Origin of the sequence: Faecalibacterium butyricigenerans, assembly GCF_020687345.1 — a bacterium.
In the GTDB taxonomy this organism is placed as follows: Bacteria; Bacillota; Clostridia; order Oscillospirales; family Ruminococcaceae; genus Faecalibacterium; species Faecalibacterium butyricigenerans.
The window spans coordinates 38,246-64,396 of record NZ_JAJEQL010000006.1 but is presented as its reverse complement, the minus strand read 5'-3'; the positions used below and the strand labels follow the sequence as shown (position 1 = coordinate 64,396).

Here is a 26,151-nt window from a genome sequence, read left to right as displayed (position 1 = left end):
CTGTACAACGGTTTCGCTTTGCGCTAAAATAATCACAACGCAACAGGCGCGAAACATAATTACATTCCTTAGAACGATAATAGATAGGAGCGTTTTACTATGTACGTCAAAGAAGTTACCGTTGAAAATCAGGTTGGTCTGCACGCCCGTCCGGCAACCTTCTTTATTCAGAAGGCCAATGAGTTCAAGTCTTCCATCTGGGTCGAGAAGGAAGAGCGCCGCGTGAACGCTAAGAGCCTTCTGGGCGTCCTGTCTCTGGGCATCGTGGGCGGCACCACCATCCGCATCATCGCCGATGGCGCCGACGAGCAGGCTGCTGTCGATGGCCTCATCAAGCTGGTCGAGTCCGGCTTTGCAGAGTAATCCAGTTCCATTCGTGTATGAGCGGCGGGGGTCATCCTTGCCGCTTTTTTGGTATTTCGCATCAGAACAAAGGGAGGCATTTCCATGAAAAGACTGAGTGAAGAGACCCTGCGCAAGTATGTTGATTTCTGCGATTCCGGTCGTCCTTGGTATTTTGCGCTGGGTGTTTTTGTGACCCTGCTCATCGTGCAGACGGCGCTGTGGTTTGCGGCCGATGAGGACGAGAAGCCCAGCCAGTGGGCCACTCTGCCCGCATGGTTCGGCATCTTCCAGTCCATCGGATGCATCCGCAAGGCCCGCGAGAACCGGAAGCAGAGCGCAGAATGACCAAGGCGGAGCTATACCAAAAGGCGTGTATGCTGCCGCTTTTGCCCGGAGTATATATCATCCGGGACAAAAGCGACACCATCATCTATATCGGCAAGGCCAAGCGCCTGCGCATCCGGGTGAGCCAGTATTTCCGGGAGGGCGTGCCCCACGACAACAAGGTCAGCCAGATGATCGCCCACGCCTACGCCTTTGATGTCATCGTCTGCCAGAGCGAGTTTGAGGCGCTGGTGCTGGAAGCCAGCCAGATCAAGGCCCACACCCCCAAGTACAACATCCTGCTCAAGGACGATAAGGGCTACAGCTATATCAAGGTGACGAAGGACGAGTGGCCCCGCCTCTCGTTCACCCTCCAGAAGGAGGACGACGGCGCGGAGTATATCGGCCCCTACACCTCGAGCTTTGCGGCCCGGCAGATGGCCGAGACGGCGATGGACGCTTTCCTGCTGCCCCGGTGCAACCGGCGGTTCCCGCAGGAGATCGGCCGGGGACGCCCCTGTCTGAACGCCCACATCGGAAAATGCATGGCTGTGTGCAGCGGAAAGATCAGCTGCGAGAACTACAACGAGGCCGTCAAAAGCGCCGTCCACCTCATCCGTTACGGCAAGAAGGACATCCTGAAGCTCCTCAGCGAGCGGATGCAGGAGGCCTCTGACCGGCTGGAATTTGAGACAGCGGCCCTCATCCGCGACCAGATCGCCGCCATCACCAAGGTGACGGCGGGGCAGAAGGTCGTGGTGGACCCCGACGTGGAGATGGACGTGGTGGCGCTGGCGGGCACGCCCGGCAGCGTCTGCGCGGCCGTTCTCCGGTTCCGGGAGGGACGGCTGACGGACAAGAGGGAGTTTCTTTTCCACGATACCGCCGACATCCCGGCGGTGCGGGAGGAGTTCCTGCCCCGGTACTACCTTGATGACGAGCAGATCCCGAAGGTCATCGCTGTGGACGAGCTGCCGCCGGACGCCGACGCCCTGCAGCAGGCCCTCAGCGAAAAGCGGGGCAGCGAGGTGCAGCTTTACGTCCCCCAGCGGGGCGATAAGGCGCATCTGGTCGAGATGGCCCACACCAACGCCGTCGAGCGTCTGGCCCGGGAGAGCGGCCGCTATGCCCGGGAGGAAAAGCTTCTGGACGAGATGGCACAGGTGCTGGGCCTGCCGAAGCCTCCCCGCACCATCGAGAGCTACGACATTTCCAACTGGGGCGACGGCACCAGCGTCTGCGGCATGGTCACATTCCGGGACGGCAAGCCCTATAAGGCGGGCTACCGGAAGTTCCGGATGAAGACGGTGGCCGGTACGGACGACTACGCCTCGTTGGCCGAGACCGTCTCCCGCCGTGCGGCTGAATACGAAAAATACTCCGGAATGGCCGCGAACGGCGAACCCAGCAGCAACTATTTCGGCCAGAAGCCGGACCTGCTTCTGATGGACGGCGGCAGAGGACAGGTGGGCGCCGCCAAAGCCGCTCTTGCCGGGACCGCGCTGGCGGATGTGCCGCTCTATGGCATGGTGAAGGACGACCACCACCGCACCCGCGCCATCGTGGACAGCGAGGGCCGGGAGATCGCCATTAACATGAACCGGGGGACGTTTACCTTCATCACGGCCATTCAGGACGAGACGCACCGCTTTGCCAATGCGTACCGCAAACAGCAGATGAACAAAAAGAGCTATTCGTCCACCCTTACCGAGGTGCCGGGCGTCGGCCCCAAGACGGCCAAGGCCCTGATGGCCCAGTTCAAGAGCGTGGGAGCCGTAAAAGAGGCGACCCCCGACCAGCTGGAGAACACCCCCGGCGTGGGGCGGCAGATGGCCCAGACCATTTACGAATATTTCCACCCGCAGGGGTGAAGCAAGTGGAAAAGTCCGGCGCAGACCAGTCTGTGACCGGGCTTTTTGCAGGGAAGGAGTTTTTATGTACCAGTTCCAATACGACATCCGCCCGGGCCGCTACCGGCACTTCAAGGGCAACGAGTATCAGGTCCTCGGGATGGCCCGCCACAGCGAGACCGAGGAGGAGATGGTGGTCTACCGTCCCCTGTACGGCGAGGGCGGGCTTTGGGTGCGCCCGGCGGCTATGTGGGCCGAGGTGGTGGAGCGGGATGGCAGACGTCAGCCGCGCTTTGCCTATATCGGCGAGTGAGGGCTTGCACTGTCTGCCGAAACGCGATACAATGGGTTTTGCAGGGCAAACAGACCTGCGAGACGGGATCCATAAAACTTTGGCATAGAAAAAGAAAAACTTCGGAGGATAAAAGCTATGGCTTGTACTACCATCCTTGTGGGCAAAAAAGCCTCGTATGACGGCTCGACCATGATCGCCCGGAACGACGATTCCGGCTCCGGCCACTTCACGGCGAAAAAGTTCGTCGTCGTCCAGCCGGAGGAGCATCCGGCTGTCTACAGATCCGTCCTCTCCCATGTGGAGATCCCCCTGCCGGGCAATGCTCTGCGGATGACCGCAATGCCCAACGCCGTGGAGGGCAAGGGCATCTGGGCCGCTTCGGGCGTCAACGCCGCCAACGTGGGCATGACGGCCACCGAGACCATCACCTCCAACCCCCGGGTGCTGGGCGCGGACCCGCTGGTGGTCTACCAGCCCGCGCAGGACGGTCAGCCGGAAGTGCCCGGCGGCATCGGCGAGGAGGACATCGTCTACCTCGTCCTGCCCTACATCCACTCTGCCCGGGAGGGCGTGCTTCGTCTGGGCAGACTGCTGGAGGAGTACGGCACCTATGAGATGAACGGCATCGCCTTTCAGGACGTGGACGAGATCTGGTGGCTCGAGACCATCGGCGGCCACCACTGGATGGCCCGCCGGGTGCCGGACGACGCCTATGTGGTCATGCCGAACCAGCTGGGCATCGACGCCTTCGACCTCGAGGACGCTTTTGGCGCACAGGAAAACTATCTCTGCTCGTCCGACCTGCGGGAGTTCATCCGGGACAACCACCTCGACCTTTCGCTGGACGGCTGCCTGAACCCCCGGGACGCTTTCGGCAGCCACGACGATGCCGACCATGTCTACAACACCCCCCGGGCATGGTTCATGCTTCGCCACCTCAACCCGAATACATGGGTCTGGGACGGCCCTGCCGCCGACTACGGCCCCCGGTCGGACGACCTGCCCTGGTGCATGGTGCCGGAGCGGAAGCTGACCCCGGAGGACGTGAAGTATGTGCTGTCCTCCCACTATCAGGGCACTCCCTTCGACCCCTACGCCAGCTATGGCGACAAGAGCATGAAGGGCGCTTACCGCTCCATCGGCATCAACCGCAACGACTTCATGGCCCTCATCCAGATGCGGCCTGACCTGCCCGAGGACATCCGTGCAGTGGAGTGGATCGCCTACGCCTCCAACGCCTTCAACACCATGGTGCCCTTCTACGCCAACGTGGAGCGTACCCCGGCCTACCTCGCCTGCACCACCGGCGAGGTCTCCACCGACAGCTTCTACTGGGTGAGCCGGATGATCGCCGCCATGGCCGATGCCTCCTATGCCAAGAGCCTCATCCATGTGGAGCGGTACGAGGAGGGCGTCCTTTCCGCCAGCCGTGCCCTGCTGAACCAGTACGACAGAAAGATCTCTGCCGCCGAAGAGGGCCAGCGTGCCGCCCTGCGGGAGGAGGCCAACACCGCCATCGCCGCCGAGCTGAAGAAGCGTGCCGCCGATACGCTGGACAAGGTCCTCTTTGAGCTGAGCAGCGGCATGAAGAACGCCTACGCCCGTTCGGACGCTTGAGAAGCCGTTTTTATAAGCATTGCACACCGTCTGAACGGTCTTTTTGCCCGCATACTGCGTTGCTTTCCCTTGTAATCCACCAAGGATTACTGCGGAAAATCGCCTTGCCTGCGGGGCAAAAACTCTCGTCATCCGGCGCACCCTGCTTACGAAAACAGCTTCTAAAACCGTCAAAATCGGTCAGACAGAGTCATGAAATCGCCATCCGCCCCGGGACAGAACGCTCCGGGGCGGATTTTTTGTGCTCTTTTGCGGGTTGTATCCTACTGTTTGTGCAGAGTGACTGATTTTAGGAGATATATTTTGGCAGATGAATTGACGGAAGGTGATTGATTTTGACGGATGATTTGCTATAATACAGACAGAAACAGTCAAAACGATTCAAACACAACCAGAATCGTGCAACAGGAGGGATAAAGATGTTGGCAGAAGAGAGGCTGGCCCGCATCATGAAGCTTCTGAGCCAGCAGCGCACCGCGACGGTGCAGGAGCTTTGCGAGGCGCTGGATGCCAGCGAATCCACCATCCGCCGCGACCTGAACGAACTGGACCGGATGGGCAAGGTGAACAAGGTGCACGGCGGCGCGACGCTGCCCGACAGCCAGTTCCTCGCCGACGAGCCGACGATGGCCGCGAAGGAAGCGCTGGCCGTCGCCCAGAAAAAGTGTATCGCCAAGGCGGCTGCGGCCCTCATCACCGCAGAGGACTTCGTCTTTCTGGATGCAGGCAGCACCACGCTGGCCCTCGTCCGGGAGCTGAATGGCCCGGCGCTGGATGCCCGGTACGTCACCAACGGCGTGGCCCACGCCCGGACGCTGGCCCAGAAGGGCTGCAAGGTCTTTCTGCTGGGCGGGCTGCTGCGGCCCGAGACAGAGGCCATCATCGGCGCTGCGGCCCTTTACAGCCTGCAGCAGTACAACTTCACGAAGGCTTTTCTGGGGGCCAACGGCGTGGCGCTGGACGCCGGATTCACCACCCCCGACCCCGAAGAGGCAGCGGTCAAGGCCACGGCGGTGCGGCGGGCCAAAGAAGCGTGGTTCCTTGTGGATGACTCCAAGTTCGCCCGCGTCTACCCGGCGGTCATCGCCGAGCTTTCCGGCGGTGCGATCCTGACGAACCATTGTCCGAATCCAAAATACAGACAATTCACTCTGATAAAGGAGGCAGCAGAATGATCTACACAGTAACATTCAACCCGGCCATCGACTATGTCGTGCGGCTGGATAGGCCGCTGGAGGTGGGCGAGGTGAACCGCGCCAAGGGCGAGGACTGCGTGCTGGGCGGCAAGGGCATCAATGTGTCCGGCGTGCTGGCCGAGCTGGGATGCCGGAGCACGGCGCTGGGCTTTGTGGCCGGTGAGACGGGGGCATGGCTCGAGCGGGGCTTGGCCGCGCAGGGCATCACCACCGACTTCATCCATCTCGCGCAGGGCATGACGCGCATCAACGTCAAGATCAAGGCCGGGCAGGAGACCGAGCTGAACGGTGCAGGCCCCGACATCCCCGAGAGCGCGATGGGGCAGCTGGAAGCCCAGCTCGACCAGCTGGCAGAGGGAGACATCCTCATTCTGGCGGGCAGCATCCCGTCCAGCCTGCCCCAGACCACCTACGAGCGTCTGCTGGCCCGTCTGGAAGGCCACGGCGTCCACACGGTGGTGGACGCCACCCGCGACCTGCTGGTGAACGTATTGCAGTATCACCCCTTCCTCATCAAGCCCAACAACCACGAGCTGGGCGAGATCGTGGGGCGCACCCTCACTACCGACGCCGACATCACCGCTGCTGCCCGCACCTTACAGGAAAAGGGCGCACGGAACGTGCTGGTGAGCATGGCCGGGGATGGCGCGCTCCTGCTGGACGAGAAGGGCGAAGTCCACCGCATCGGCACCCCCAAGGGCAGGGTGGTCAACAGCGTGGGCGCAGGCGACAGCATGGTGGCCGGCTTTGTGGCGGGCTACCTGCGCAGCGGCAGCTATCGGGAGGCCCTCCGGCTGGGCACTGCCTGCGGCAGCGCCACCGCATTCAGCCTCGGGCTGGCAAAGAAGGAAATGATCGACGCCCTGTTGGCGACGATTTAAGAGATAGAAGGAGGAGAACACTATGCGAATCACGGAATTGTTTACGGAACAGTCCATCGCACTGGACGAGGCCCAGCAGGACCGCAGCCAGATCATCGACCGTCTGGTGGAACTGCAGGCGACCCATGGCAACATCAAGGACAAGGAGGCATACAAAAAGGGCCTCTACGCCCGCGAGGACGAAGGCTCGACCTATGTGGACAACGGCATCACCGTCCCCCACGCCAAGTGCGATTGCGTCACCCGGCCCAGCCTCGCGGCTCTCCGCCTGAGCACCCCGGTGCAGTACAACGCCGAGGACGACGGCAAGACCGACCTGCTGTTCGCCATCGCAGCGCCCCGGAATGGCAGCCTCCACGTCGATATGCTGGCCCGCATGATGCAGATGCTCATGAATGAGGACTTCGTGGAGAAGCTGCGCACCGCCAAGACCCCGGCGGACTTCCTCGCCGCCATCGACGCGCAGGAGGAAGAGCAGTTCGGCGATGAGAGCTTCACCGATCAGGAGGTCAATGTGGGCTACCGGGTGCTGGCTGTCACCGCCTGCGTCAACGGCATCGCCCACACCTACATGGCCGCTGAGGCCCTGAACAAGGCCGGTGCAAAGATGGGTGTGCCCATCAAGGTGGAGACCAACGGCTCCGACGGCGCAAAGAACATCCTGACCAAGGACGAGATCGCCAACTGCGACGGCATCATCGTGGCGGCGGAAAAGAAGATCGAGACGGCCCGCTTCGACGGCAAGCCTGTCCTCTTCACCCGGGTGGACGACGGCATCCACAAGCCCGAGGAGCTTATCCGGAAGATCACCTCCGGCGAAGTCCCCGCTTTCCACGCAGAGGGCGGCGCACAGGCCGCAGAGGACGCCTCTGCCACCGACAGCTTCGGCCGCAGCCTCTACAAGAACCTGATGAACGGCGTCTCCCATATGCTGCCCTTCGTGGTGGGCGGCGGTATCATGATCGCGCTGGCCTTCCTACTGGACGATTACAGCATCGACCCCGCAAACTTCGGCATGAATACCCCGCTGGCCGCCTTCTTCAAGACGGTGGGCAGCGCAGCCTTCAGCTATATGCTTCCCATTCTGGCGGGCTTCATCGCCATGTCCATCGCTGACCGTCCGGGTCTGGCCGTCGGCTTCGCAGGCGGCGTGCTGGCCATGAACGGCACCAACTTCGCCGGCATTGCTGCCGGTGAGACCACCGGCGTCTCCGGCGGCTTCCTCGCCGCCCTGTTGGCCGGCTTCGTGGCCGGTTATGTGGTGGAGTTCCTCAAGAAGATCACCGAGAAGCTCCCCGCCAGCCTCAACGGCATCCGTCCCATGCTCATCTACCCGCTGGGCGGCATCCTCATCGTGGGCGCGGTCATGTGCGGCATCAACCCCGTCATGGGCATGATCAACACCGCTGTGACCAACTGGCTGAACGCCATGGGCGGCACCTCCAAGGTCCTGCTGGGTGCGATCGTGGCCGGTATGATGAGCATCGACATGGGCGGCCCCTTCAACAAGGCAGCTTACGTCTTCGGCACCGCAGCCCTCGCCTCCGGCAACTATGAGGTCATGGCCGCTGTTATGGTGGGCGGCATGGTGCCTCCTATCGCCATCGCCCTCTCCACCACCTTCTGCCCCAAGAAGTGGACGGCCGATGAGCGCCGCAACGGCATCGTGAACTACGTCATGGGCCTCTGCTTCGTCACGGAGGGTGCGATCCCCTACGCCGCTGCCGACCCGCTGCGCGTCCTGCCCAGCTGCGTCATCGGTGCAGCCCTCTCCGGTGCTCTGTCCATGACCTTCGGCTGCGCCCTCCGCGCTCCTCATGGCGGCATCTTCGTCTTCCCGGTGGTGGACCATGCGGTGATGTACTGTGTGGCTCTGGCCATCGGCAGCGTCGTGGGCGCGGTCATCCTGAGCCTGCTCAAGAAAAACCGCACCGAGGAGTAACGAAAAGCCATCCTCTTCTTTTTCAGGTATCAATCGCCAAAGGCCCCCACCCGGCAGCACCGGGTGGGGGCCTTTGGTATGGGAGATGCAGTTGATACGGCTCTCCCCTTGGGAGAGCTGGCGCGCAGCGCCTGAGAGGGCAAGGGCGCTGACAAAGGGCACAAAGGCGACGATGGCATCGCTCTTGCAAAGAGTCTGCCCATCGCTATGCAGCGGCTTTTTCATACCGGGCCTGCCCTCTCCGTCTGCTTCGCAGCCACCTCTCCCAAAGGGAGAGGCTTTGGCAGGGAGGAAAAAGGCATAGAAAACACAAAAACCCGCCTGGCAGCGGGTTTTTGTGTATAGAGGGGTGGGAAAGTATATAAAGTGGTGAATCGCATCATTGGACGGCAGCGTGTCGTGCCCGAACACCGGAAGACCGGCGGCACAGCGGAAACTCTGAGGCGTTGCCTTGCAGTATGTATTATACCCGAATTTATTTTCTTGTCAAATGCAAAATTTTGGTTTTGCTTTAATTTAACACTTTACTTTTTGACCAAAACTTTATATAATTAAAGGCGGCAAAACGAAAACTGACTTTTGCACGGGTTGTGCTATTGCTACAACAATAAAACTTTACTTTCGAAAAATTTTGGATAATGTAACATATTTCAAAAGGAGTACTTTTTCCATGGACGATTTGGACCGCAAGATTCTCGCCCTCCTCGCAAAGAATGCCCGTATGCCGGTGAAGGAGATCGCCGAAAAGGTGGCACTGACCAGCCCCGCCGTCTCCAGCCGCATCCATAAGCTGGAAACCGACGGCATCATCAGCGGCTACACCGTGATGCTCAACCGCCCCGCCGACCGGGTCTATGTGGACGCCCTCATCAGCCTGTCGGTGGCCCCGTCCCAGCGCGACGAACTGGTGGAGCTGATGCAGAACAGCAAGGAGGTGCTGCAGTGCTACCACGTCACGGGCGCTTACACCTTCCTCATCAAGGTGAGCTGCGGCAGTATGCCCCAGCTGGAGCACCTGATCTTGCAGTTCCAGAAACTGGGAACGACCAGCACCCAGATCATCCTCTCGACGCCCGTGAACCACGGTGACCTTGAGGCCATGATGCTCTGAGTTCACAGAACTGTTACATCTGCGGTGCAATTTTCGCCCGCTGTGGGACGTTTATCGAATAGCAGCGCTGAAACATCAAATACTATCGCTGTGTACCGAAAAATTCCACCCTGCGAACGAAAGGATAAAACTGAATATGAAACGTATCATTGCTTGTCTGATGGCCGGTATCCTGATGCTGGCTCTGGTGGGCTGCGGCACGTCCGGCAGCTCTTCTGCGGCCGCAAAGAAGGACTATACCCAGATCCTCCACGACGCCCGCAGTGATGAGGACAACGAGTATCTGATGATCTTCACCAAGGGAGAAGACGGCAAGTTCACCGCCCAGTACGGCTACAGCGCCGAATACGAGGCTGACCAGCTCTCCGATGAGGTGGCCAACATGATGATGCCCCTGCTGGGCCTCGAGGACGGTATGTACGACGACTTTGCCGCCTCCGTCTCCGGCATGATGGTCAGCGTCTACGGCGTGGCCATCGTCAAGCCCGCAGAGGGCAGGACGCAGGATGTCGTCGATGCGATGGATGCCTACGTCCAGAGCCAGCAGAAGGCGATGGAGCGGTATCTGGAGGACCAGTACGAGATCGCCTGCGCAGCCCGGGTCGTGACCGTCCCCACCGGCGAGGTGGTCATGGTCTGCTGCGAGGACAGCGACACCGTCCTCGAAAATATCAAAAAAGCTCTGGCTGCATAATCCCCCTGTGCACCAAAAAAGCCCCCGCTTCCGGCTGGAAGCGGGGGCTTTGCGTTATCGGTCGTTACGGATTCTCGATGGCGTTCACGAGCTTGTTTGCGATGTAGGCATGGCCCTTGATGGTGGGATGCACGTCAAGGGTGGTCTCGGTGTTGGGGATGGCCACATAGGTCAGGTCGTAAGTCTTTGCGATCTGCTTCTCAAACTTGTTCAGCTTGTTGAAGTAGCTGCGCCAGCAGGGGATGAGAGGCACGGGGTTGGTGTAGCCGATGAGAATGATCTGCGCGTCCGGGTTCAGCTTGCGGATCTCCTGCACGATGGAGATGAGGGCGGCGGAGGTCTTGGGGTAAGTCTCGTCGCAGATCTTGCTCATGCCGGAGAAGAAGAGGTTCCATGTGGCGTCCGTCTCTGCCTTGGTCAGCTTCATGTCCTTGATGCTGCGGTAGATGGTGGACATGGTGGAACCGGAGCCTTCGCTGCGCAGATCACCGGCCAGAATGGTGGCGGCCAGCTTCTCGCTCTTCCAGTTGGTGGCGTTGCCCAGACCCACGATGCAGGGGACGAAGGCGTCGTTGGAGCCGATCTGGACCGAGATGACGTCGGCCTTGCGGATGTAATCCTGAAACTCCGGGTAGTTGTACTCGCAGCCGGAGGCCATATTCATCTGAGGCATCTTGCCATACTGGATCATATCCGCGAGGTCGGGGGCCGTCAGGGCCGGCAGACCGAGGTTGATGGCGTGGTCACGGTCGAGGCCGAGCGTCTCCGCCACCTTGCCGACGTAGCAGTTGGGGGAGTAGCCTTTGAAGTTGGGGGCCATATCGACGCTGTAGCCAGCGCGTGCGCTGTACTGGACATCGGCCAGACCGACGCCGGCGCAGATGCTGTCGCCCAGTGCGACGTAGGTGAGCTGCTTATCCTCTTTTTCTTCAGAGACCGCAGCTTCGGCTGCAGAGGGGTCCGGGTCGGCCTTGGCCGTCTCGGTGGCAGAGGCCTCGGCGTCTGCCGGGGTCTCGGGCTGCAGGGCAGCTTCCGGATTCAGGGTAACGATAACGTGGTCATCGCTGGCGGCAGCGGTATCGGCGGCTGTGTCAGCGCCCTCAGCCAGTGCGGGGACGCTGAACATCGACACCAGCAGCAGGGCGGAGACGGCCAGACTTGCAAAACGCTTGTTCATGGCAGAAAAATCCTTTCGTGAGATCAATAGTCGCGGGGAGAGATGTCGGCCTCGAGCTGACGGTAATCGATCTTGCCCACAGGGGTCATCGGCATCTCAGGGATGAACTTGTAGGCCACGGGCTGGACATATTCGGGCAGCTCCTCGGCGCACATCCGCTCCAGCTCCCGCACCACCTGCTTTTTCTTGGCCGTGGTGTCAGGCTTGAGCACGACGTAGACGAAGGGCAGACGGCCCTGCACATGATCCTTGTCGGCGCAGCCCACCACAGAGCACTGATGGACAGCCGGGTGGCGGCTGATGACGTTTTCGATCATAGAGGGGAAGACCTTGAAGCCGTCGTGGCGGATGATGAGGCGCTTGATGCGGGAGTCGAGGAAGACGAAGCCGTCCTCATCCAGATAGCCGATGTCGCCGGTGTGCACCCAGATGCGGCCATCGGGGTGGCGGCGGAGGATCATGTCCGTCTCGTCGGGCTTGTTGTAGTAGCCCTTCATGGTGGTGGGGCCGGAGATGCACAGCTCACCCCGCTCGCCGATGGGCAGCTCCTTGTCCGTGCCCGGCTCGAAGGCGGCGACGAGGGTGTTGACCATCGGGATGCCGACGCTGCCCAGCTTGTTGTTCGTGCCGGCGGCGACGGTGGCAGCGGAGGCCACCTCGGTCATGCCGTAGCCCTTGGCGATCGGGTAGCGGACGCCATGGGCGGCGAGGAAGTCGTTGACGGTCTGCTCTGCGCCCCGGGCGATGGCGTCGCCGCCGGCGGCGTAGTTGAGGATGAAGGAGAGGTCCTTATCCCGCAGCTTGGGGTCAGCGGCCAGCTGCTGGTAGTGGGCGGGCACGCCGAACATATGCTCGGGCTTGTACTTGAGCACCAGACTGCCCAGCTTGGCCGGGTCGAGGTTGGGGATGATGATGACCGTGAAGCCCAGCACCAGCGGCAGATGGACGCCGCAGGCGTAGCCGTAGGCAATGAAGGGGGGCATGATATTCATGAGCTTCTGGCCCCGGTGGAACAGCTTATCGTAGGCACGGAACTGCTGCGCGATGGCGTTGAAGCTGTTGTCGGTGAGCATGACGCCCTTGGGAGAGCCGGTGGTGCCGCCGGTGTGGACCACGACACAGGCATGGTCGGGGTCGTAAGGCTCGGCAGCGGTGCTCTGGTTCTTGCCGTTTGCGATGAACTGCTTCCAGCGGATGGCGTTGGAGGCGTACTTGTTCTTGTCGGGGGTGGTCAGCCTATAGCCCACGGCCATCACCGGGGGCAGGGAGTCGGCCGGAGAGAGGACGATGACCTTTTCCACGTTGGTGCGCTTGGCGGCCTGACGGCAGCGCTCGTACACGACGTTCAGGCAGACCAGAAGATGGGAGTCCACCTCCTCGATGTACTCGTGGATGCCCTCGACGCTGTAGCGGGGGTCTACGAGGTTCAGGGTGGCGCCGATCATGTCTGCTGCATAGAACAGGGCGATGACCTCGGGGGTCATGACGCTCACGACCGTTATGATGTCGCCCTTCTGGACGCCGACGCCCCGCAGGGCGGCGGCAGTCTTCTTGACGTTGACGATGAGGTCAGCATAGGTGAACTTCCGGCCGTAGTAATCCAGCGCGGTGTCGTTCAGATGGTTTTTGTTCCGCTGGCAGACATATTCGAATGCCGAGACGGTGGGAATGGTCTGCTCAATGTACTTCTGATCGTAATATTTGAGCCAAGGCCGAGCCTGAGATGCGTAAATGGGATCCTGCGTCATCATCGATTCCTCATTCCTTTATGTTTGTAGGCCCCGGAAGGGGCGGGTCTTCTGTTTTGTTCCAATGCCACTCCTGCTATTGTAGTAGAGCGGGGGACAAAAGTCAATAAACAGGGGAAGAACAATGAGGAAAACGCAAGAAAAAGTTTACAATTCGCGGCACCATGCCTCGGCCTCGGCGGCACTGCAGAGCACCCAGTGGCGGGGCCGCAGCTCCCGCCACTGGGGAGCCTCGGCGGAGTAGTCGTGGATGGCGGGGTCGTAGACCAGCAGCTTTTTCTGCCGCTCGCGGCGGGGGCTGGGCATCGGGATGGCCGACAGCAGGCTCCGGGTATAGGGGTGGATGGCGTGCGTCACCAGCTCTTCGGCGTCGGCCAGCTCCACGATGTCACCCTTGTGGATGACGGCGATGCGGTCGGAGATGTACCGCATGACCGAGAGGTCGTGGGCGATGAAGAGGTAGGTGATGCCGCGCTCTTTTTGCAGGTGGCGCAGCAGGTTGAGCACCTGTGCGCGGATGGACATATCCAGCGCCGAGATCGGCTCGTCGGCGATGATGAACTCCGGCTCCACGATGAGGGCGCGGGCGATGCCGATGCGCTGCCGCTGGCCGCCCGAGAACTCGTGGGGGAAGCGGGAGGCGAACTCCGGCAGCAGGCCCACATCCAGCAGCGCCTGCCGGACTTTTTCGTCCCGCTCGGCGGCGGAGAGGTCGGGCCGGACGTTCATCAGGCCCTCGCCCACGATGTAGCTCACCTTGGCGCGCTCGTTCAGGGAGGATTGGGGGTCTTGGAAGATCATCTGCATCTCCTTGATGACCTGCCTGTCCAGTGCGTGGGAAATTTTGCCGTTGATCTGCTGGCCCTTGTAGAGCACCTGACCGCCGGAGGTGGGCAGGATGCGCATGATGGCCCGGCCGATGGTGGTCTTGCCCGAGCCGGACTCGCCCACCAGACCGAAGGTCTCGCCCTTATAGATGGTAAAGTTTGCGTTCTTGACGGCCTTGTAGGCTTTGCGGCCGGAGCCGTAAGTCACCTCGAGGTCTTTCACCTCGAGCAATACTTCGCGTTCGTCTGCCATGTTACTTGACCTCCTCTTGCAGCATCCGCACAGCGGCGGGCGGCTCTATCTTGGGTGCGCGGGGGTCGAGCAGCCACGTCTTGGCCCGGTGGGTCGCGCTGACGTCGAAGTAGGGGGGACGCTTGACGAAGTCAATCTTCAGGGCCAGCGGGTTGCGGGGCGCAAAGGCGTCGCCGCGGATCTCCGTAAAGAGGTTCGGGGGCGTGCCCTGAATGTTGAACAGGTCCTCGCCCTTCACGCCCATCTGGGGCATACTGGACAGCAGCGCCCATGTATAGGGGTGGCGGGGGTCGTAGTAGATCTCGTCGGAGGTGCCGATCTCCACGATGTCGCCTGCGTACATGACGGCCACCCGGTCGGCGATGTTGGCCACGACGCCGAGGTCGTGGGTGATGAGGATGATGGTCAGATTGTACTTGACCCGCATCTCCTTCAGCAGCTCGAGGATCTGGGCCTGAATGGTCACGTCCAGAGCCGTCGTCGGCTCGTCGCAGATCAAAATCTGGGGGTTGCAGGCCACGGCGATGGCGATGACGACGCGCTGGCGCATACCGCCCGAAAACTCATGGGGATACTGCTTGAAGCGGACCTCCGGGTCGGCGATGCCGACATCCCGCAGGTATTCCAGCGTCTTCTCCTTGGCCGCAGCGCCTTTGAGGCCCTGATGCAGCTCCACGGCTTCCATGATCTGGTCGCCGATGGTCTTCAGGGGGTTCAGGCTGGTCATGGGGTCCTGCATGATCATGGCGATCTCATGGCCCCGGACCTTCAGCCAGTCCTTCTCCTTTTTCAGCGCGGAGAGGCGGATGGGCTGGTGGTCGTCGGCTCCGAAGTAGTCGATGGTGCCCGAGGTGATGGAGCCGTTGGAGTCCAGCAGGCCCATGAAGGACTTGGTGAACACGCTCTTGCCCGAGCCGGACTCGCCCACGATGGCGAGGACCTCGCCGTGGTAGACGTCGAGGTCGATGCCGCGGATGGCGTGGAGGATCTTTCCACGCAGATTGAATTTGATGTTGAGATCCCGCACCGAGAGGATCAGTTCGTTCTTTTTCATCCCTGTGCCTCCTTACTGCAGATGGTTCTTCGGGTCGGCTGCGTCGGAGAAGGCGTTGCCGATGAGATAGAACGCGATGGTGACGAAGCTGAGGATGATGGTGGGGTAGAGCAGCTGATAGCGCAGTCCGGCCTGCATCATGACCTTGCGGCCATCGTTGATGAGGTTGCCCAGCGAGGGAGTCTCCACCGAGAGGCCGAGGCCGATGTAGGTGATGAACACCTCACTGCCGATGGCGGCGGGGATGGTCAGGGCCATCCGCAGCATGATGACCGACACGAGGTAGGGCAGCAGGTTGCGCAGCACGATGCGGGCGGTGGGGGTGCCGATGCAGCGGGATGCCACGTTGTAGTCACGGTCGCGGATGATGAGGATCTGGTTGCGGATGAAGCGCGCCATGGCGATCCAGCCTGTGATGGACATACCGAGGATGAGGGTCTTGACGCTGGGGCTGGCGACGTAAGAGATCAGGATGAGGATGATGGTGGAGGGCACATTGTCACAGATGTTGTACAGCTCGGTGAAGAAGAAGTCCAGCTGGCGGACATAGCCCCAGAGCACGCCCACCGTGATGCCCACGACGGCCTCGATGAGGGCCACGAAGAAGGCGATGGTCAGGCTGGTGCGTGCGCCGGCCCAGATGCGTGCCCACAGGTCCTGTCCGATGGCGTTGGAACCCCAGATGAAGCCATCCTCACCGGGGGCAATGTTGCGGTACTGGACGCCGGTGAGGGGGTCCACGGCGCAGAAGTTGGGGTCTGCCTGCCCGGGCAGATAGGGCTGGAGGAATGCGAAGGCCACCACGGCGATGAGGGCGGCGAGGAGGATGACCGCGATGCGGTTCTTGAAGAATGCACGGAAGGTGCTGCCCCAGTAGCTGTAATTGGAGTAGGAGGTGGCCTCGGCCCGCTCCTCGCTGAACCCGGCGGGGGTGAACAGCTCTTCTTCGGGCAGCTCTGCCCATGCGGCGGGGCCGTCCGCCTGCAGTTTGTCCAGCTGTGCTTCCAGCTGGTGCGCTTTTTCATCTTTCATACGGAAAAGCATTATCGGCCACCTTCTTTCTTGCCAAAGCTGATGCGGGGATCGATGAGCACCATGAGCAGGTCGCCCAGAATGAGGCCGATGATGCCCACGCAGGCGTAGAGCAGGACGATGCCCTGCACCATCGTGTTGTCGTGGCGCTGGACGCAGGTGACCAGCAGACCGCCCATGCCGGGGATGCTGTAGAGGCTCTCGATGTAGATGGAGCCGACTACCGTGTTGAGGAAGGCGGAGGGAATGTACTGCACCAGCGGAACCATCGCGTTGCGGAAGATGTGGCGGAGGGCGATGTTGTTCTCGCTGACGCCCTTGGCCCGGGCGAGGCGGACGTAATCCTTGTTGCTCTCGTCCACCATGTACCGGCGCAGCCACATGGCGTAGAACGCCACATTGCCGAGGCTCATGGAGCAGACGGGCAGCACCCAGTACTTCCAGTTGGAGGTGTCGAAGAGCAGGCCCACGCCCAGCGCGGTAGTGCCGTACATCTGGATGTAGAGGTAATACACCGCCGCAGGCACGGCCTGAATGAGCACGATGATGGCCGTGCCCAGCTTGTCGGGCCAGCGGCTCTTGAACCGGCCCATGAACAGGCCCATCGGAATGCCGATGACGAGGCTCAGCAGCATGGCGAAGACGCCCATCTGGATGGAGATGGGCAGCTTCTTGGCAAGGATGCTGGTGACGGAGGCGTTGACCTTATAGATGTGGCTCACGCCGAGGTCGCCGTGGAGGGCATTCACCCAGAAGCGGCCGACCTGCACCGGCAGCGGGTCCAGCAGGCCCATCGACTGCAGGCCGGCCTGAATCTGGGCCTCGGTCATTTTTTCGTAGTTTGCAAAATAGCCTTCCACCGGCATCAGCCGCAAAAGGCAGAATACGAGCGTGACGATGACAAACAGGGTCAGGATCGAGCGCCCGATGCGTTTCGCCAGATATTTGAGCATATCTGTGCGCACCCCTCTCTTTTATTTAATGAATGTCGGATAGGAATAGAATACAACAAAAAACTACTTTTGGAAAGTGATTTGGCAAAGTTTGCTCTAAAAATTCATCTGAGAGCCTTCAGAAATAAAAAGCCCTCCGCTTTCCCGGGGGAAAACGGAGGGCGGCAGAACGGTCAGAAAAGCTTAGCGGGCGTCGCGGTTGGCCTCGTACTCGCTCATGGAGACATAGTGGTCGAGGACGTGGATGCCCTTCAGGCGCTTGTTGGAGAAGCCGGTGGAAGCATACTGGCCCTCCCAGTAGTTCAGGCGGGTGGCGATGTAGGCCGGGACGCTCATGCCCATGGGGACGACGAGGGCGTTGTTGATGAGGGAAGCCTCGGCGTTGGCGAAGGCATCGTAGCGGGCGTTGATGTCATCGGTGATCTCCACAGCGGCTTCGATGGCCTTCATGTAGTTCATGACGGCGTCAGCGGTGTCGCCGGTGATGAAGCCGTCCTCGACGCCGGTGCGCAGGAAGGCGTAGCGGCTGCCGCGTGCGCCCTCGGCCTGATAGAAGGGGTCGGTCTCGGTCTGGGGGTCGGAGTAGTCTGCGCCCCAGTTGCACAGCAGGAAAGCGAACTTGCCGTTGCGGCGGACGCTGGACAGGAAGCTGTCGGAGGGGCCGGCGGTGATGACGATATTGATGAAGTCAAAGCCGTCGTTCAGCACGCCCTCGAGCTGCTGCTTGAGCACCTGACACTGCTTGTCCCAGTCGGTGGAGGAGGGGTTGTAGGGCAGCTGCACCTTGATGGGGAAGGTGACGCCTGCGGCGGTCAGCTCGGGGATGGCGGCGTCGCGGTACTCCTTGGCCTTGGCCTCGTCGAAGAACTCGGTGATGTTGGCGAGGTCGCCGCACTTCAGGTAGTCCACGCCGTCAGCGTTGGCGCAGAAGCTGGGGGGCGTGATGGTGTTCAGCTTGTAGTTGTCGTAGCCCTCGGGTGCCTTGACGGCCAGCGTGACGGAGTTGTTGATGCCATAGAGGAAGGACTTACGGAAGTTGGTGTTGTTGATGGCCTTGGCCCAGTTCTCCGGCTCATACTCGGCGTCCATGCCCTCCACGCTCCAGTTGGAGAACTCGTGGGAGAAGGGCATGAAGTTGAACATATAGAAGTAGGTGTAGTTGGTGTTGGGGCGGTCCATGGACACCATATCCTTGGTGGTGTCGTCGGCCAGCCAGCTGTCGAGGATGTCGGAGCCGATGGTGGCCTCATCGATCTCGCCGCGCTTGATCATCTCGGGGCCGTTGACGCTGGCCTCGGCGTTGTAGATGCGGCTGATGGTGTCGATGAAGACGTTGGCGGCGTCGTAGTTCTCGGGGTTCTTCTTCATGACCCAGGTCTCCAGAGACTCATAGGCGGCCAGATAGAATGCGCCGCAGCTGTAGGTGGTCTCTGCGCTGGTGGCGAACTGGTCGCCGGTCTCCTCCAGCAGCGGGCCGTAGGCCGGCTCATAGGGCAGGTAGCACAGCAGGCTCAGGAAGCCCGGGAAATCATAGGTCAGGGTGTAGGTCAGGGTGTGCTCGTCCACAGCGGTGACGCCCACGGCTTCGAAATCCACGGGTGCATAGGTGGCGGGGTCTGCGCCGGGGGCGGCGACGGTGACGACGCCGTCGGCATCCACGGTGTAGGTGGTGCCGTCCTCGTCCACGACGCCGGTGTTGGCGTTGTTCAGGTAGACGTGGTAGCTGTAGTAGTCGTCAGCGCCTGCGATGTAGCCGGTGACGAGGCCCACGTTGGAGGCGGCGTAATCCGGGGTCAGGACGTACTTCAGGGCGTCCACGAAGTCCTGCGCCGTGACGGGAGCGACGACCTCGCCGTTGCAGTCCACCCAGTTCTCCTCCCGCAGATGGAACGTCCAAGTCAGAGTGTCGGCATCCCAGTCCCAGCTGGTGGCCAGACCCTCGCGCATGACGCCCTTGTTGTCGTACTCGACCAGAGTGTCCACGCAGTTTGCGCCGACGACCATCTCAAGGTCGGTGCCGGTGGTCAGGTAGTTCAGGGTGGCAGGCTGGCTGTCGTACAGGATGGTGTAGCTGGAGCCGGAGGAGGCTGCGCCGGAGGCGCTGCCGGAAGAAGAGCCGCCGCAGCCGGTCAGCAGGCCGGCTGCGCAGGCACCGGCGGCTGCCAGACCGCTGGCCTTCAGGAACTGACGGCGGGAGATGGAAGTGTTCATCATAAATTCCCTCTTTTCTTGTTGTTGCTGTACAGGGACAGCATTCGCGTTGCGCGGTGCCCGCTGTTTCCCGTCAGCGGACAGTTGGGCTGTTTTTATGAAAAAAGAGCAACGGAAAACCATCCGTTACTCCTTTGTAACAGTCCCGGCCATCAAATAAGTGGTCAAGACTGAGTATAGCATTGATTTGCGGCCGCGTCAATCCTTTTTGGCAAGAGCGGCTGCTTCTGCTGCGGCAACAGTTGTCTCCGCAACGGCGGCAGGCGCTGCGACGGCCGGGGCAGCGGCTTCTGCGGCAGCTGCATTCTCCGCGGCCAGCTCTGCGGCAGCGGCCTTGGCGGCTTCTTCCGCAGCCTTGCGGGCCTCCCGCTCGGCGATCCGCTCTTTGGCGCGGGCAGCGGCCTCCTCCTGACGCTGCTTGGTGCGGCGCTTGATGCGGCAGACCGAGCAGATGCCCTCGGCGCTGTTCGGCGCGATGGGCTTGCCGCAGTCGGCACAGAGAGTCTTGCTGCATTTGTAGACGCTCACCGGGCCGAGGGTGGTCAGCTGGCGCAGCTTCATGCCGTCGATGCCGCTGTTCGAGCAGGCTGCGACACAGACGCCGCACTCGCTGCACTTCCACGGCGTGACGACCACGCGGGTCTGCCCGTCGGGCAGGTCCTCCAGCTTGAGCGCACCGGAGCGGCAGGCCTTTTCACACTTGCCGCAGCCGAAGCACTTCTGGGTGAAATTGGGCAGATACCAGCCGTAGCGCAGCGGCGTCTCGGAGGCAGCCTTGAGCTGCTTGGTCCGCTGGTGGAGCATGAGGCGGAAGTCGGCGGCGCTGTCCTCCTCGCTGCGCAGGCCGGGCAGCATCTGCAGCAGCTTCTTGGTGCCGGCGCGGGAGCCTTCGGTCATGTGGGAGAACATCTCCCGGCGGCTCAGCTCCTGCACATGGTAGGGGGCGTCCTCCTGCTGGTAGGCCAGCGTGACCCGGCTCTCGAAGAGCTGGGGGCCGAGGAACTCCACGAGGCGGGTCAGCTCCTTGCGCAGCTGGGCAGCGCAGGCGTCGTTCTCGCACTCGCCGCAGGGGGTCAGATCCAGCACGAGCTTCTTGTTCAGGGCGAGATAGGCCAGCGTCTCCCATGAGAAGGCGGCCACGCAGGCGCGGACGGCGGTATTCTTCCGGCTGCTCTTCTCGCAGCCCAGCCAGAGGGTGTCATTGTCGGTGTCGGCCAGCGAGGTGTCCCGCTGCACCTGTTCGGGCGAGGGCACGATGCAGCCCGAGCGGCAGACCGAGACGCAGAGGCCGCAGTCGGTGCAGGGGTCCCAGTCCTTGACGAGGTTGGGGCGGGTGAAGATGGCGTCGCCGTAGGGGCAGATGTCCTTGCAGTCGGTGCAGGGGGTGCGGTGGGGGTGGAGGTTCCAGCACTGACGGCGGACCACCTCGGGATGGGAGGTCTTCATCAGGGCATCCATGGCATAGCGGGTAAACAGACCCATAGCGGTATCACTCCTTTTCGGGGGCATCGGTCACGGTGGTGACCTGAGCGTTATCCAGCAGGAAGCGCTGCACCTTCTTTGCGGCCAGCGCAGCGGCCACAGCGTCCTCGGCCAGTGCCTTGCGGATCTCGGCCTCGGGGGTATCCTGCAGCTGGGAGAGGCGGCGGTACTCCGCGTTGACCTCCTCGGGGTGGACGACGATGCCCTCGGCCTCGGCGATGGCCCGGGCTGCCAGCACGAAGCGGATGCGGCTCTCGGCCTGTGCGCGGTAGTCCTTCTCGAGGGCTTCCGGGGTGGTGTGGCTGTTCTTGCAGTGCTGCTCGAGGGTGATGCCGCTGCGGGAGAGGCGCTCGGTCAGCAGCTTCATCTCGTTCCGGGCCGTGCGGTCAAGGATCTCAGCGGGCAGGTCTACGGTCATGTTGGCACCGGCCATGTCCAGAAGCTGTTTTCCGGCGGCGCGGTCGGCGCCCTCCTCGTGGATCTTCTGCTTCTTGGCGCGGAGGTCGGCCTTCAGCGCGTCGAGGGAGCCGAAGCCCAGACTCTTGGCAAAGGCCTCATCGGGGGCGGGAGTGACCTTCTCGGCCAGAGAGCGGAGGTTGATCTCGAACTGCGCGGTCTTGCCGGACAGCTCGGGCAGGCGGAAATCCTGCGGGTAGGTGAAGTCGAAGCGGAACACCTCACCGGCACAGTGGCCGTAGATGGCCTGCTCGGCGGCGGGCATCAGCTTGCCGTCGCCCAGCACCACCATGACATTCTCCATCCGGCTGTCGGGGATCTCCTTGCCGTCCATGTAGCCGACAAAATCCAGCAGGGCACGGAAGCCGCGCTTGGCCGGGGCGGTGGTGGGGTGGTAGACGGCGTGCATCCGGGTCTGATGCAGCACCTCGATGTCCACGGTCTTGTCGGTGACAGGGCGGACGTGGCGGGTGACGGCGAGGCCCTTGTACTGGCCCAGCTTTACTTCGGGCAGATTCTTTTTCTTCTGTTCCATAGCGGCATACTCCTTATGACGTAAGCAGCCCGGCGTGCGGCGCTGCGAGTCTTATAACAATACGTTGAATTATACACGTTTTCAGTAAAAAGGGCAAGGTCACAGCCCGTGAGCGGTGAGCCACGCTTCGGCCACCTGCGAGAACATCTCGGGATACTGGGCATCCTCTGCGGCAAAGGCGCTCAGGTAATACTCCACCTCTGCGCGGGTGGGGGCGGCGGTGCGCCGCCAGATGGTGAAGGTGGTGCCGTTGCCCATGTCGAAGCTCTGCTCAAAGGTGAAGGCGTTGTCCTTTGCGGCGAGGAAGCGCTCGTTGAGCTTGATGGACATCTCCCCGCTGCCCGCATAGGTCTGGGGGAAGGGGTCGCAGGTGATGACGTACTTCGCCTCGAAGAACTGCATGGGGAAGTTGTGGGTGCCGGGCACCGAGAAGCCGAAGGCCAGCTTGTCGTTGATAGGGGCGTCGGGCAGGCGGCAGTTCTTGAAGTGGTCGGGGTTGTAGAGCATATCGTGGGGGATCATGTAGCTGATCTCGCCCGCGTCGCAGTGGGCGTCGATCCAGTCGGCGATGGCCTGGATCTGGCCGATGTCCTTCCGGTCGTAGATGAGCTTGTCCAGCGAGATGAAATACCGGGTGGCGGGGATCTGGATGGGAAAGTGCTCGATGACGAAGCCCGGCATGGCCAGCGTGGTCAGGGGTGAGCAGCGCACCGACATGGACAGCATCAGCACGAAGGCCCAGCAGCCCAGTTTGAGGGTGCGATGGCGCTGGATGCCCTCGGCCAGTGCGGCTGCACCCAGCAGGAAGAGGAGGAAATACCCCGGCAGGAAGAGCAGGAACTGATGGGAGCCGGTGTTCTGGACCCGGGTGAAGAGCAGCAGGCTCACGACCAGCTCGCACCCTGCCAGACAGGGCAGAGCGGGCAGCTTTCGCTTTGCTGCAAAGACGAGGCCCAGCGCGATAAGGATGAGATTGAACAGGCCCAGCCGTCCGAGGTGGTAGAATGCCTCGAGGGCCAGACCGCCGCCGTTATAGTAGGAATAGCGGCCCGCGTAGTTATAGGTGAGGATGTGGGATACCATGGGCCAGAGCAGGATGACCATGGCGGCGACGGACGCAAGGCCGAAGAGGACAAGGTTCTTCCCCCGGCGGAGGGCGGCAGAGACCGCGCCGCCCTTCGCCAGCCGCACACAGCCTGCGACGAGCAGCAACACATAGGCGAAATAGTAGCCCACCACGAAATAGAGGAACCACCGGCGGGCGAGGATGATGGCGGCAGTGGCGAGGAAGATAAGGCCGAACCGGGCCGGTTCGAGGGTGTCAAAACGGAAGTCCAGCGTCAGCAGCAGGATGGCGAAGGCGAAGATGAGGCCGAACCAGTCCGGCTGTGCCAGCACGGCGCTCATCCGCAGGAAGGGATAAGCCGCCGTCAGGGTCATGCCGAAGAGGAAGTAATACATCCGGTTCTTCACGTTCAGGAGCTGGCCGACCTTCACCACGAGGCCTGCCAGAAGCACCAGCAGGGTCGGCAGGATGCAGAACACCTGACTGAAGGAGTAGGCGTCGCCGGTGTGGTCGGTCAGGCAGAAGGGAAACTCGGTGAAGAGGGTGATGAAGTTGGTGTAATCGTCGGCCATCGAGCCGAAGAGATAACGGAGGCCCCCACCGGTGCTCTGGGCAAAAGCGGCTTCGGCGTCATATTGCTTGAGCAGGTAGTTGGCGTAGTCCCAGACGTAGATAAAGCTCCGGCTCGATAACGTCCAGTAGAAATAGACGACGGCCACGGCCCAGATGCCGAAGACGACGGCCCAGTGGAAGAAAACCAGCTCGACGCCCGCCGTGCGGAGGACGCAGACCGCCAGCATGAAGAGGACGAGACAGGCCCAGAGACTGAGCAGCGGAAAAAAGAACGGGCTGGCCGGGACACCGACCCCCAAAAGGAGGAGCGCCACGGCACAGAGGCCGAGGTCCAGCCCTGCCCATTGCAGGGGCGAGAGCCGACGGAGAGCAGCAGATGGCATAGAAGGACGGTTCCTTTCGTTCAGCTTGTAAAAAGGGTGAAACACACAACTTTCCATCTAACAGTATAATGGCTGCGTCAAGGCTTGTCCAGCTGCAGAGGGCGCTGAAACGCAGAATATCCCGCCACATTCTCAGCAGACGGGATATTCTTTACCAAATATTACTTTTTGGAGTTGTGCGCTGCGGCGTCAGCCTTGGCGTTCTGGGTGCGTGCGGCCTTGCGGCGTGCGGCAGCGGCCCGCCGTGCACTGGCCTGTGCAGCCTCGGGGCGGGGCGCTTCGGGGGTGAGCCGGAACATCCGGCTGCCCATGGCAGGCAGGTCCACCGTGAGGGTGTAGTCCCGGCCATAGACGCCGCCGTCGGTGGTGTGGAGCGCCTTGGGCTTCGACTTGTCCGCACCGCCCCAGCAGGGGGCTTCGGTGTTCAGCAGCTCTTCGGCCCCGGCGGGGAAGCGCAGGTAGAGGGGGAACTTCTTGTGGGCGGTGTTCTGGGTGTTCATGACGCAGAGGATGGTCTGGCCTGCGCCCTTGCGCAGCCATGCATACACGCCCTCGTCCCGGCTCTCGCTGGCGACCCACTCAAAGCACCGGGGGTCATATTCGCCCGCATAAAGGGCAGGCTGGGTGGCGTAGAGGCGGCTGAGGGAGGCGAAATACTTCTGGAAAGCGTCGTGGAAGGGATACTGGAGCAGGCCCCAGTCCAGCTCCCGCTTTTCGTCCCACTCCCGGAAATGGGCGATCTCGTTGCCCATGAAGTTGAGCTTTTTGCCCGGGTGAGCATACATATAGAAATAAAGGGTGCGCAGCTGGGCGCATTTTTCCTCGTAGGTGCCCCAGAGCTTGTCGATGATGGTCTTTTTGCCATGGACGACTTCGTCGTGGCTCAGAGCCAGCAGGTACAGCTCATTGTAGAAATAGTGCATACTGAAGATGATCTTTCCGTATGCATTGGGCCGCTCGCCGAAGGGGGTGGCAAAGTAGTCCAGCGTGTCGTGCATCCAGCCCATGTCCCACTTGTAGTCGAAGCCGATGCCGTCGTAGCGGGTGGGGGCCGTCACCTTGAGGAAGTTGGTGGAGTCCTCAGCCATGTAGATGCCGGTGGGCCAGCGCTCGTTCAGGCCGTGGTTGAGATTCCGCAGGAAGGTGACTGCGCCCTCGTTGACGCCCCGGGCGGGGTCGCCCTGCCAGTAGAGGGCGCGGGAGATGGCGTCCATCCGGATGCCGTCGCAATGGTAGACCTCCATCCAGAGGGCGGCGGCGCTGCTGAGGAAGCTGCACACCTCCCGGCGGTAGTAGTTGAAATTGCAGGTGCCCCACTCGCTGTGGCCCACGTCGCTGTCGTACTCGTAGAGGTGGGTGCCGTCGAAGTTGGCCAGCGCGTCGGCGTTGGCGGCAAAGTGGACGGGGACGAAGTCCATGATGACGCCGATGCCCATCCGGTGGCAGGCGTTGACGAAGGCGGCGAACTGGGCTGGGGTGCCGTACCGGCTGGTGACGGCGAAGTAGCCGGTGGTCTGGTAGCCCCAGCTGCCGTCGAAGGGGTGCTCGGCCAGCGGCAGCAGCTCCACATGGGTGAAGTGGTGCTCCAGCAGCCACGGGATCAGCTCCCGGGTCAGCTCTTCGTAGTCGTACCAGCCGTCCGAGCCGTCGGGCCGGGTAGAGCCGGGCTTATGCTTCCAGCTGCCGACGTGCAGCTCGTAGATGTTCATGGGCAGGTTGCGGCACTTGTCCCGCCGCTCCATCCACGCGCTGTCGTCAAAGGCGAAATCCAGCTTGGTCAGGCGGCTGGCGTTGGCGGGGCGGACTTCGGAGGCAAAGGCGTAGGGGTCGGCCCGCATAACGACGCTGCCGTCGGCGCCGTGGATGCGGTATTTGTAGAGGTCGCCCTCGCACAGCCCGGCCACAAAGCCGCTCCATACGCCGGTGTCGGCCTTCTGAAGAGAGATGCCGGCACCCCAGCCGTCAAAGCCGCCGCAGACCTCCACGGCGGTCGCGCCGGGTGCCCAGACGGCAAAGCGCCAGCCCTCTTCGCCGCGATCGCCCTGCCAAGGGTGTGCGCCGAGGACGTGGTAGGCGTCGAAGCAGTCGCCGCTGAAGAAGGAACGGGGGATAGAGGGAAGATTCATACGAAAGACTCCTTTTATCG

General features: G+C 61.8%; 21 protein-coding genes. 10 read left to right on the top strand and 11 right to left on the bottom strand.

Features of this window, described 5'->3' with window-relative positions:
• Window positions 1–99: 99 nt before the first annotated feature.
• From LKD23_RS04000 to LKD23_RS03955, 10 genes are all read left to right on the top strand, one after another.
• A complete protein-coding gene (locus tag LKD23_RS04000) occupies window positions 100–363 on the top strand; it encodes an HPr family phosphocarrier protein (protein ID WP_005920365.1) in 264 nt (87 codons plus the stop codon).
• Between the two features lie 84 nt (window positions 364–447).
• Window positions 448–690, top strand: a complete 243-nt coding sequence (locus LKD23_RS03995) for a hypothetical protein (protein ID WP_227620504.1) — start codon at window positions 448–450, stop codon at window positions 688–690.
• Window positions 687–2,540 carry an excinuclease ABC subunit UvrC gene (gene uvrC, locus LKD23_RS03990; protein WP_227620502.1) on the top strand — a complete coding sequence of 618 codons (1,854 nt, stop codon included), beginning with the start codon at window positions 687–689 and terminating at the stop codon, window positions 2,538–2,540. The genes LKD23_RS03995 and uvrC overlap by 4 nt, the downstream gene beginning before the upstream one ends.
• Window positions 2,541–2,604: 64 nt before the next feature.
• Window positions 2,605–2,832: a DUF1653 domain-containing protein gene (locus tag LKD23_RS03985; RefSeq protein WP_227620500.1), complete on the top strand. Its 228-nt coding sequence runs from the start codon at window positions 2,605–2,607 to the stop codon at window positions 2,830–2,832.
• Window positions 2,833–2,949: 117 nt separating this feature from the next.
• Window positions 2,950–4,431 (top strand): C69 family dipeptidase, encoded by a 1,482-nt coding sequence (locus tag LKD23_RS03980; protein ID WP_227620499.1) that lies wholly within the window; start codon window positions 2,950–2,952, stop codon window positions 4,429–4,431.
• Between the two features lie 419 nt (window positions 4,432–4,850).
• The gene (locus LKD23_RS03975) at window positions 4,851–5,606 is read left to right on the top strand and encodes a DeoR/GlpR family DNA-binding transcription regulator (RefSeq protein WP_227620497.1); all 756 of its coding nucleotides are present in this window, start codon (window positions 4,851–4,853) and stop codon (window positions 5,604–5,606) included.
• Window positions 5,603–6,508, top strand: a complete 906-nt coding sequence (gene pfkB, locus LKD23_RS03970; RefSeq protein ID WP_227620495.1) for a 1-phosphofructokinase — start codon at window positions 5,603–5,605, stop codon at window positions 6,506–6,508. The genes LKD23_RS03975 and pfkB overlap by 4 nt, the downstream gene beginning before the upstream one ends.
• 22 nt (window positions 6,509–6,530) lie before the next feature.
• Entirely contained in the window at window positions 6,531–8,450 is a 1,920-nt protein-coding gene (locus LKD23_RS03965; RefSeq protein WP_227620493.1) for a PTS fructose transporter subunit IIABC, read from the top strand.
• A 670-nt stretch (window positions 8,451–9,120) separates the two neighbouring features.
• A complete protein-coding gene (locus tag LKD23_RS03960; RefSeq protein ID WP_227620491.1) occupies window positions 9,121–9,561 on the top strand; it encodes an Lrp/AsnC family transcriptional regulator in 441 nt (146 codons plus the stop codon).
• 136 nt (window positions 9,562–9,697) lie between these two features.
• On the top strand, window positions 9,698–10,255 hold the full coding sequence (locus LKD23_RS03955) for a DUF4358 domain-containing protein (protein ID WP_227620489.1): 558 nt from the start codon (window positions 9,698–9,700) through the stop codon (window positions 10,253–10,255).
• Between the two features lie 64 nt (window positions 10,256–10,319).
• Here LKD23_RS03955 and LKD23_RS03950 read toward each other — a convergent pair whose 3' ends face one another.
• From LKD23_RS03950 to glgB, 11 genes are all read right to left on the bottom strand, one after another.
• On the bottom strand, window positions 10,320–11,432 hold the full coding sequence (locus LKD23_RS03950) for an SGNH/GDSL hydrolase family protein (RefSeq protein ID WP_227620487.1): 1,113 nt from the start codon (window positions 11,430–11,432) through the stop codon (window positions 10,320–10,322).
• A 23-nt stretch (window positions 11,433–11,455) separates the two neighbouring features.
• Window positions 11,456–13,183, bottom strand: coding sequence for a class I adenylate-forming enzyme family protein (locus LKD23_RS03945; protein WP_227620485.1), 1,728 nt, complete (start codon window positions 13,181–13,183; stop codon window positions 11,456–11,458).
• Window positions 13,184–13,327: 144 nt separating this feature from the next.
• Window positions 13,328–14,260, bottom strand: a complete 933-nt coding sequence (locus LKD23_RS03940) for an ATP-binding cassette domain-containing protein (protein ID WP_227620483.1) — start codon at window positions 14,258–14,260, stop codon at window positions 13,328–13,330.
• Between the two features lies 1 nt (window position 14,261).
• Complete coding sequence (locus LKD23_RS03935; protein ID WP_227620481.1) at window positions 14,262–15,314, bottom strand: ABC transporter ATP-binding protein; 1,053 nt, start codon at window positions 15,312–15,314, stop codon at window positions 14,262–14,264.
• 12 nt (window positions 15,315–15,326) lie between these two features.
• Entirely contained in the window at window positions 15,327–16,346 is a 1,020-nt protein-coding gene (locus LKD23_RS03930; protein WP_368670620.1) for an ABC transporter permease subunit, read from the bottom strand.
• Window positions 16,347–16,357: 11 nt separating this feature from the next.
• Window positions 16,358–17,299: an ABC transporter permease gene (locus LKD23_RS03925; RefSeq protein ID WP_227620478.1), complete on the bottom strand. Its 942-nt coding sequence runs from the start codon at window positions 17,297–17,299 to the stop codon at window positions 16,358–16,360.
• A 183-nt stretch (window positions 17,300–17,482) separates the two neighbouring features.
• Window positions 17,483–19,513, bottom strand: a complete 2,031-nt coding sequence (locus tag LKD23_RS03920) for an ABC transporter substrate-binding protein (protein WP_227620476.1) — start codon at window positions 19,511–19,513, stop codon at window positions 17,483–17,485.
• A 195-nt stretch (window positions 19,514–19,708) separates the two neighbouring features.
• Window positions 19,709–20,992, bottom strand: coding sequence for a 4Fe-4S dicluster domain-containing protein (locus LKD23_RS03915; protein WP_227620474.1), 1,284 nt, complete (start codon window positions 20,990–20,992; stop codon window positions 19,709–19,711).
• A 7-nt stretch (window positions 20,993–20,999) separates the two neighbouring features.
• Window positions 21,000–21,983, bottom strand: a complete 984-nt coding sequence (tig, locus tag LKD23_RS03910; protein WP_227620472.1) for a trigger factor — start codon at window positions 21,981–21,983, stop codon at window positions 21,000–21,002.
• A 99-nt stretch (window positions 21,984–22,082) separates the two neighbouring features.
• Window positions 22,083–24,005: a hypothetical protein gene (locus LKD23_RS03905; RefSeq protein WP_227620470.1), complete on the bottom strand. Its 1,923-nt coding sequence runs from the start codon at window positions 24,003–24,005 to the stop codon at window positions 22,083–22,085.
• A gap of 161 nt (window positions 24,006–24,166) precedes the next feature.
• Window positions 24,167–26,131: a 1,4-alpha-glucan branching protein GlgB gene (gene glgB / locus LKD23_RS03900; protein ID WP_227620468.1), complete on the bottom strand. Its 1,965-nt coding sequence runs from the start codon at window positions 26,129–26,131 to the stop codon at window positions 24,167–24,169.
• Window positions 26,132–26,151: the final 20 nt, after the last annotated feature.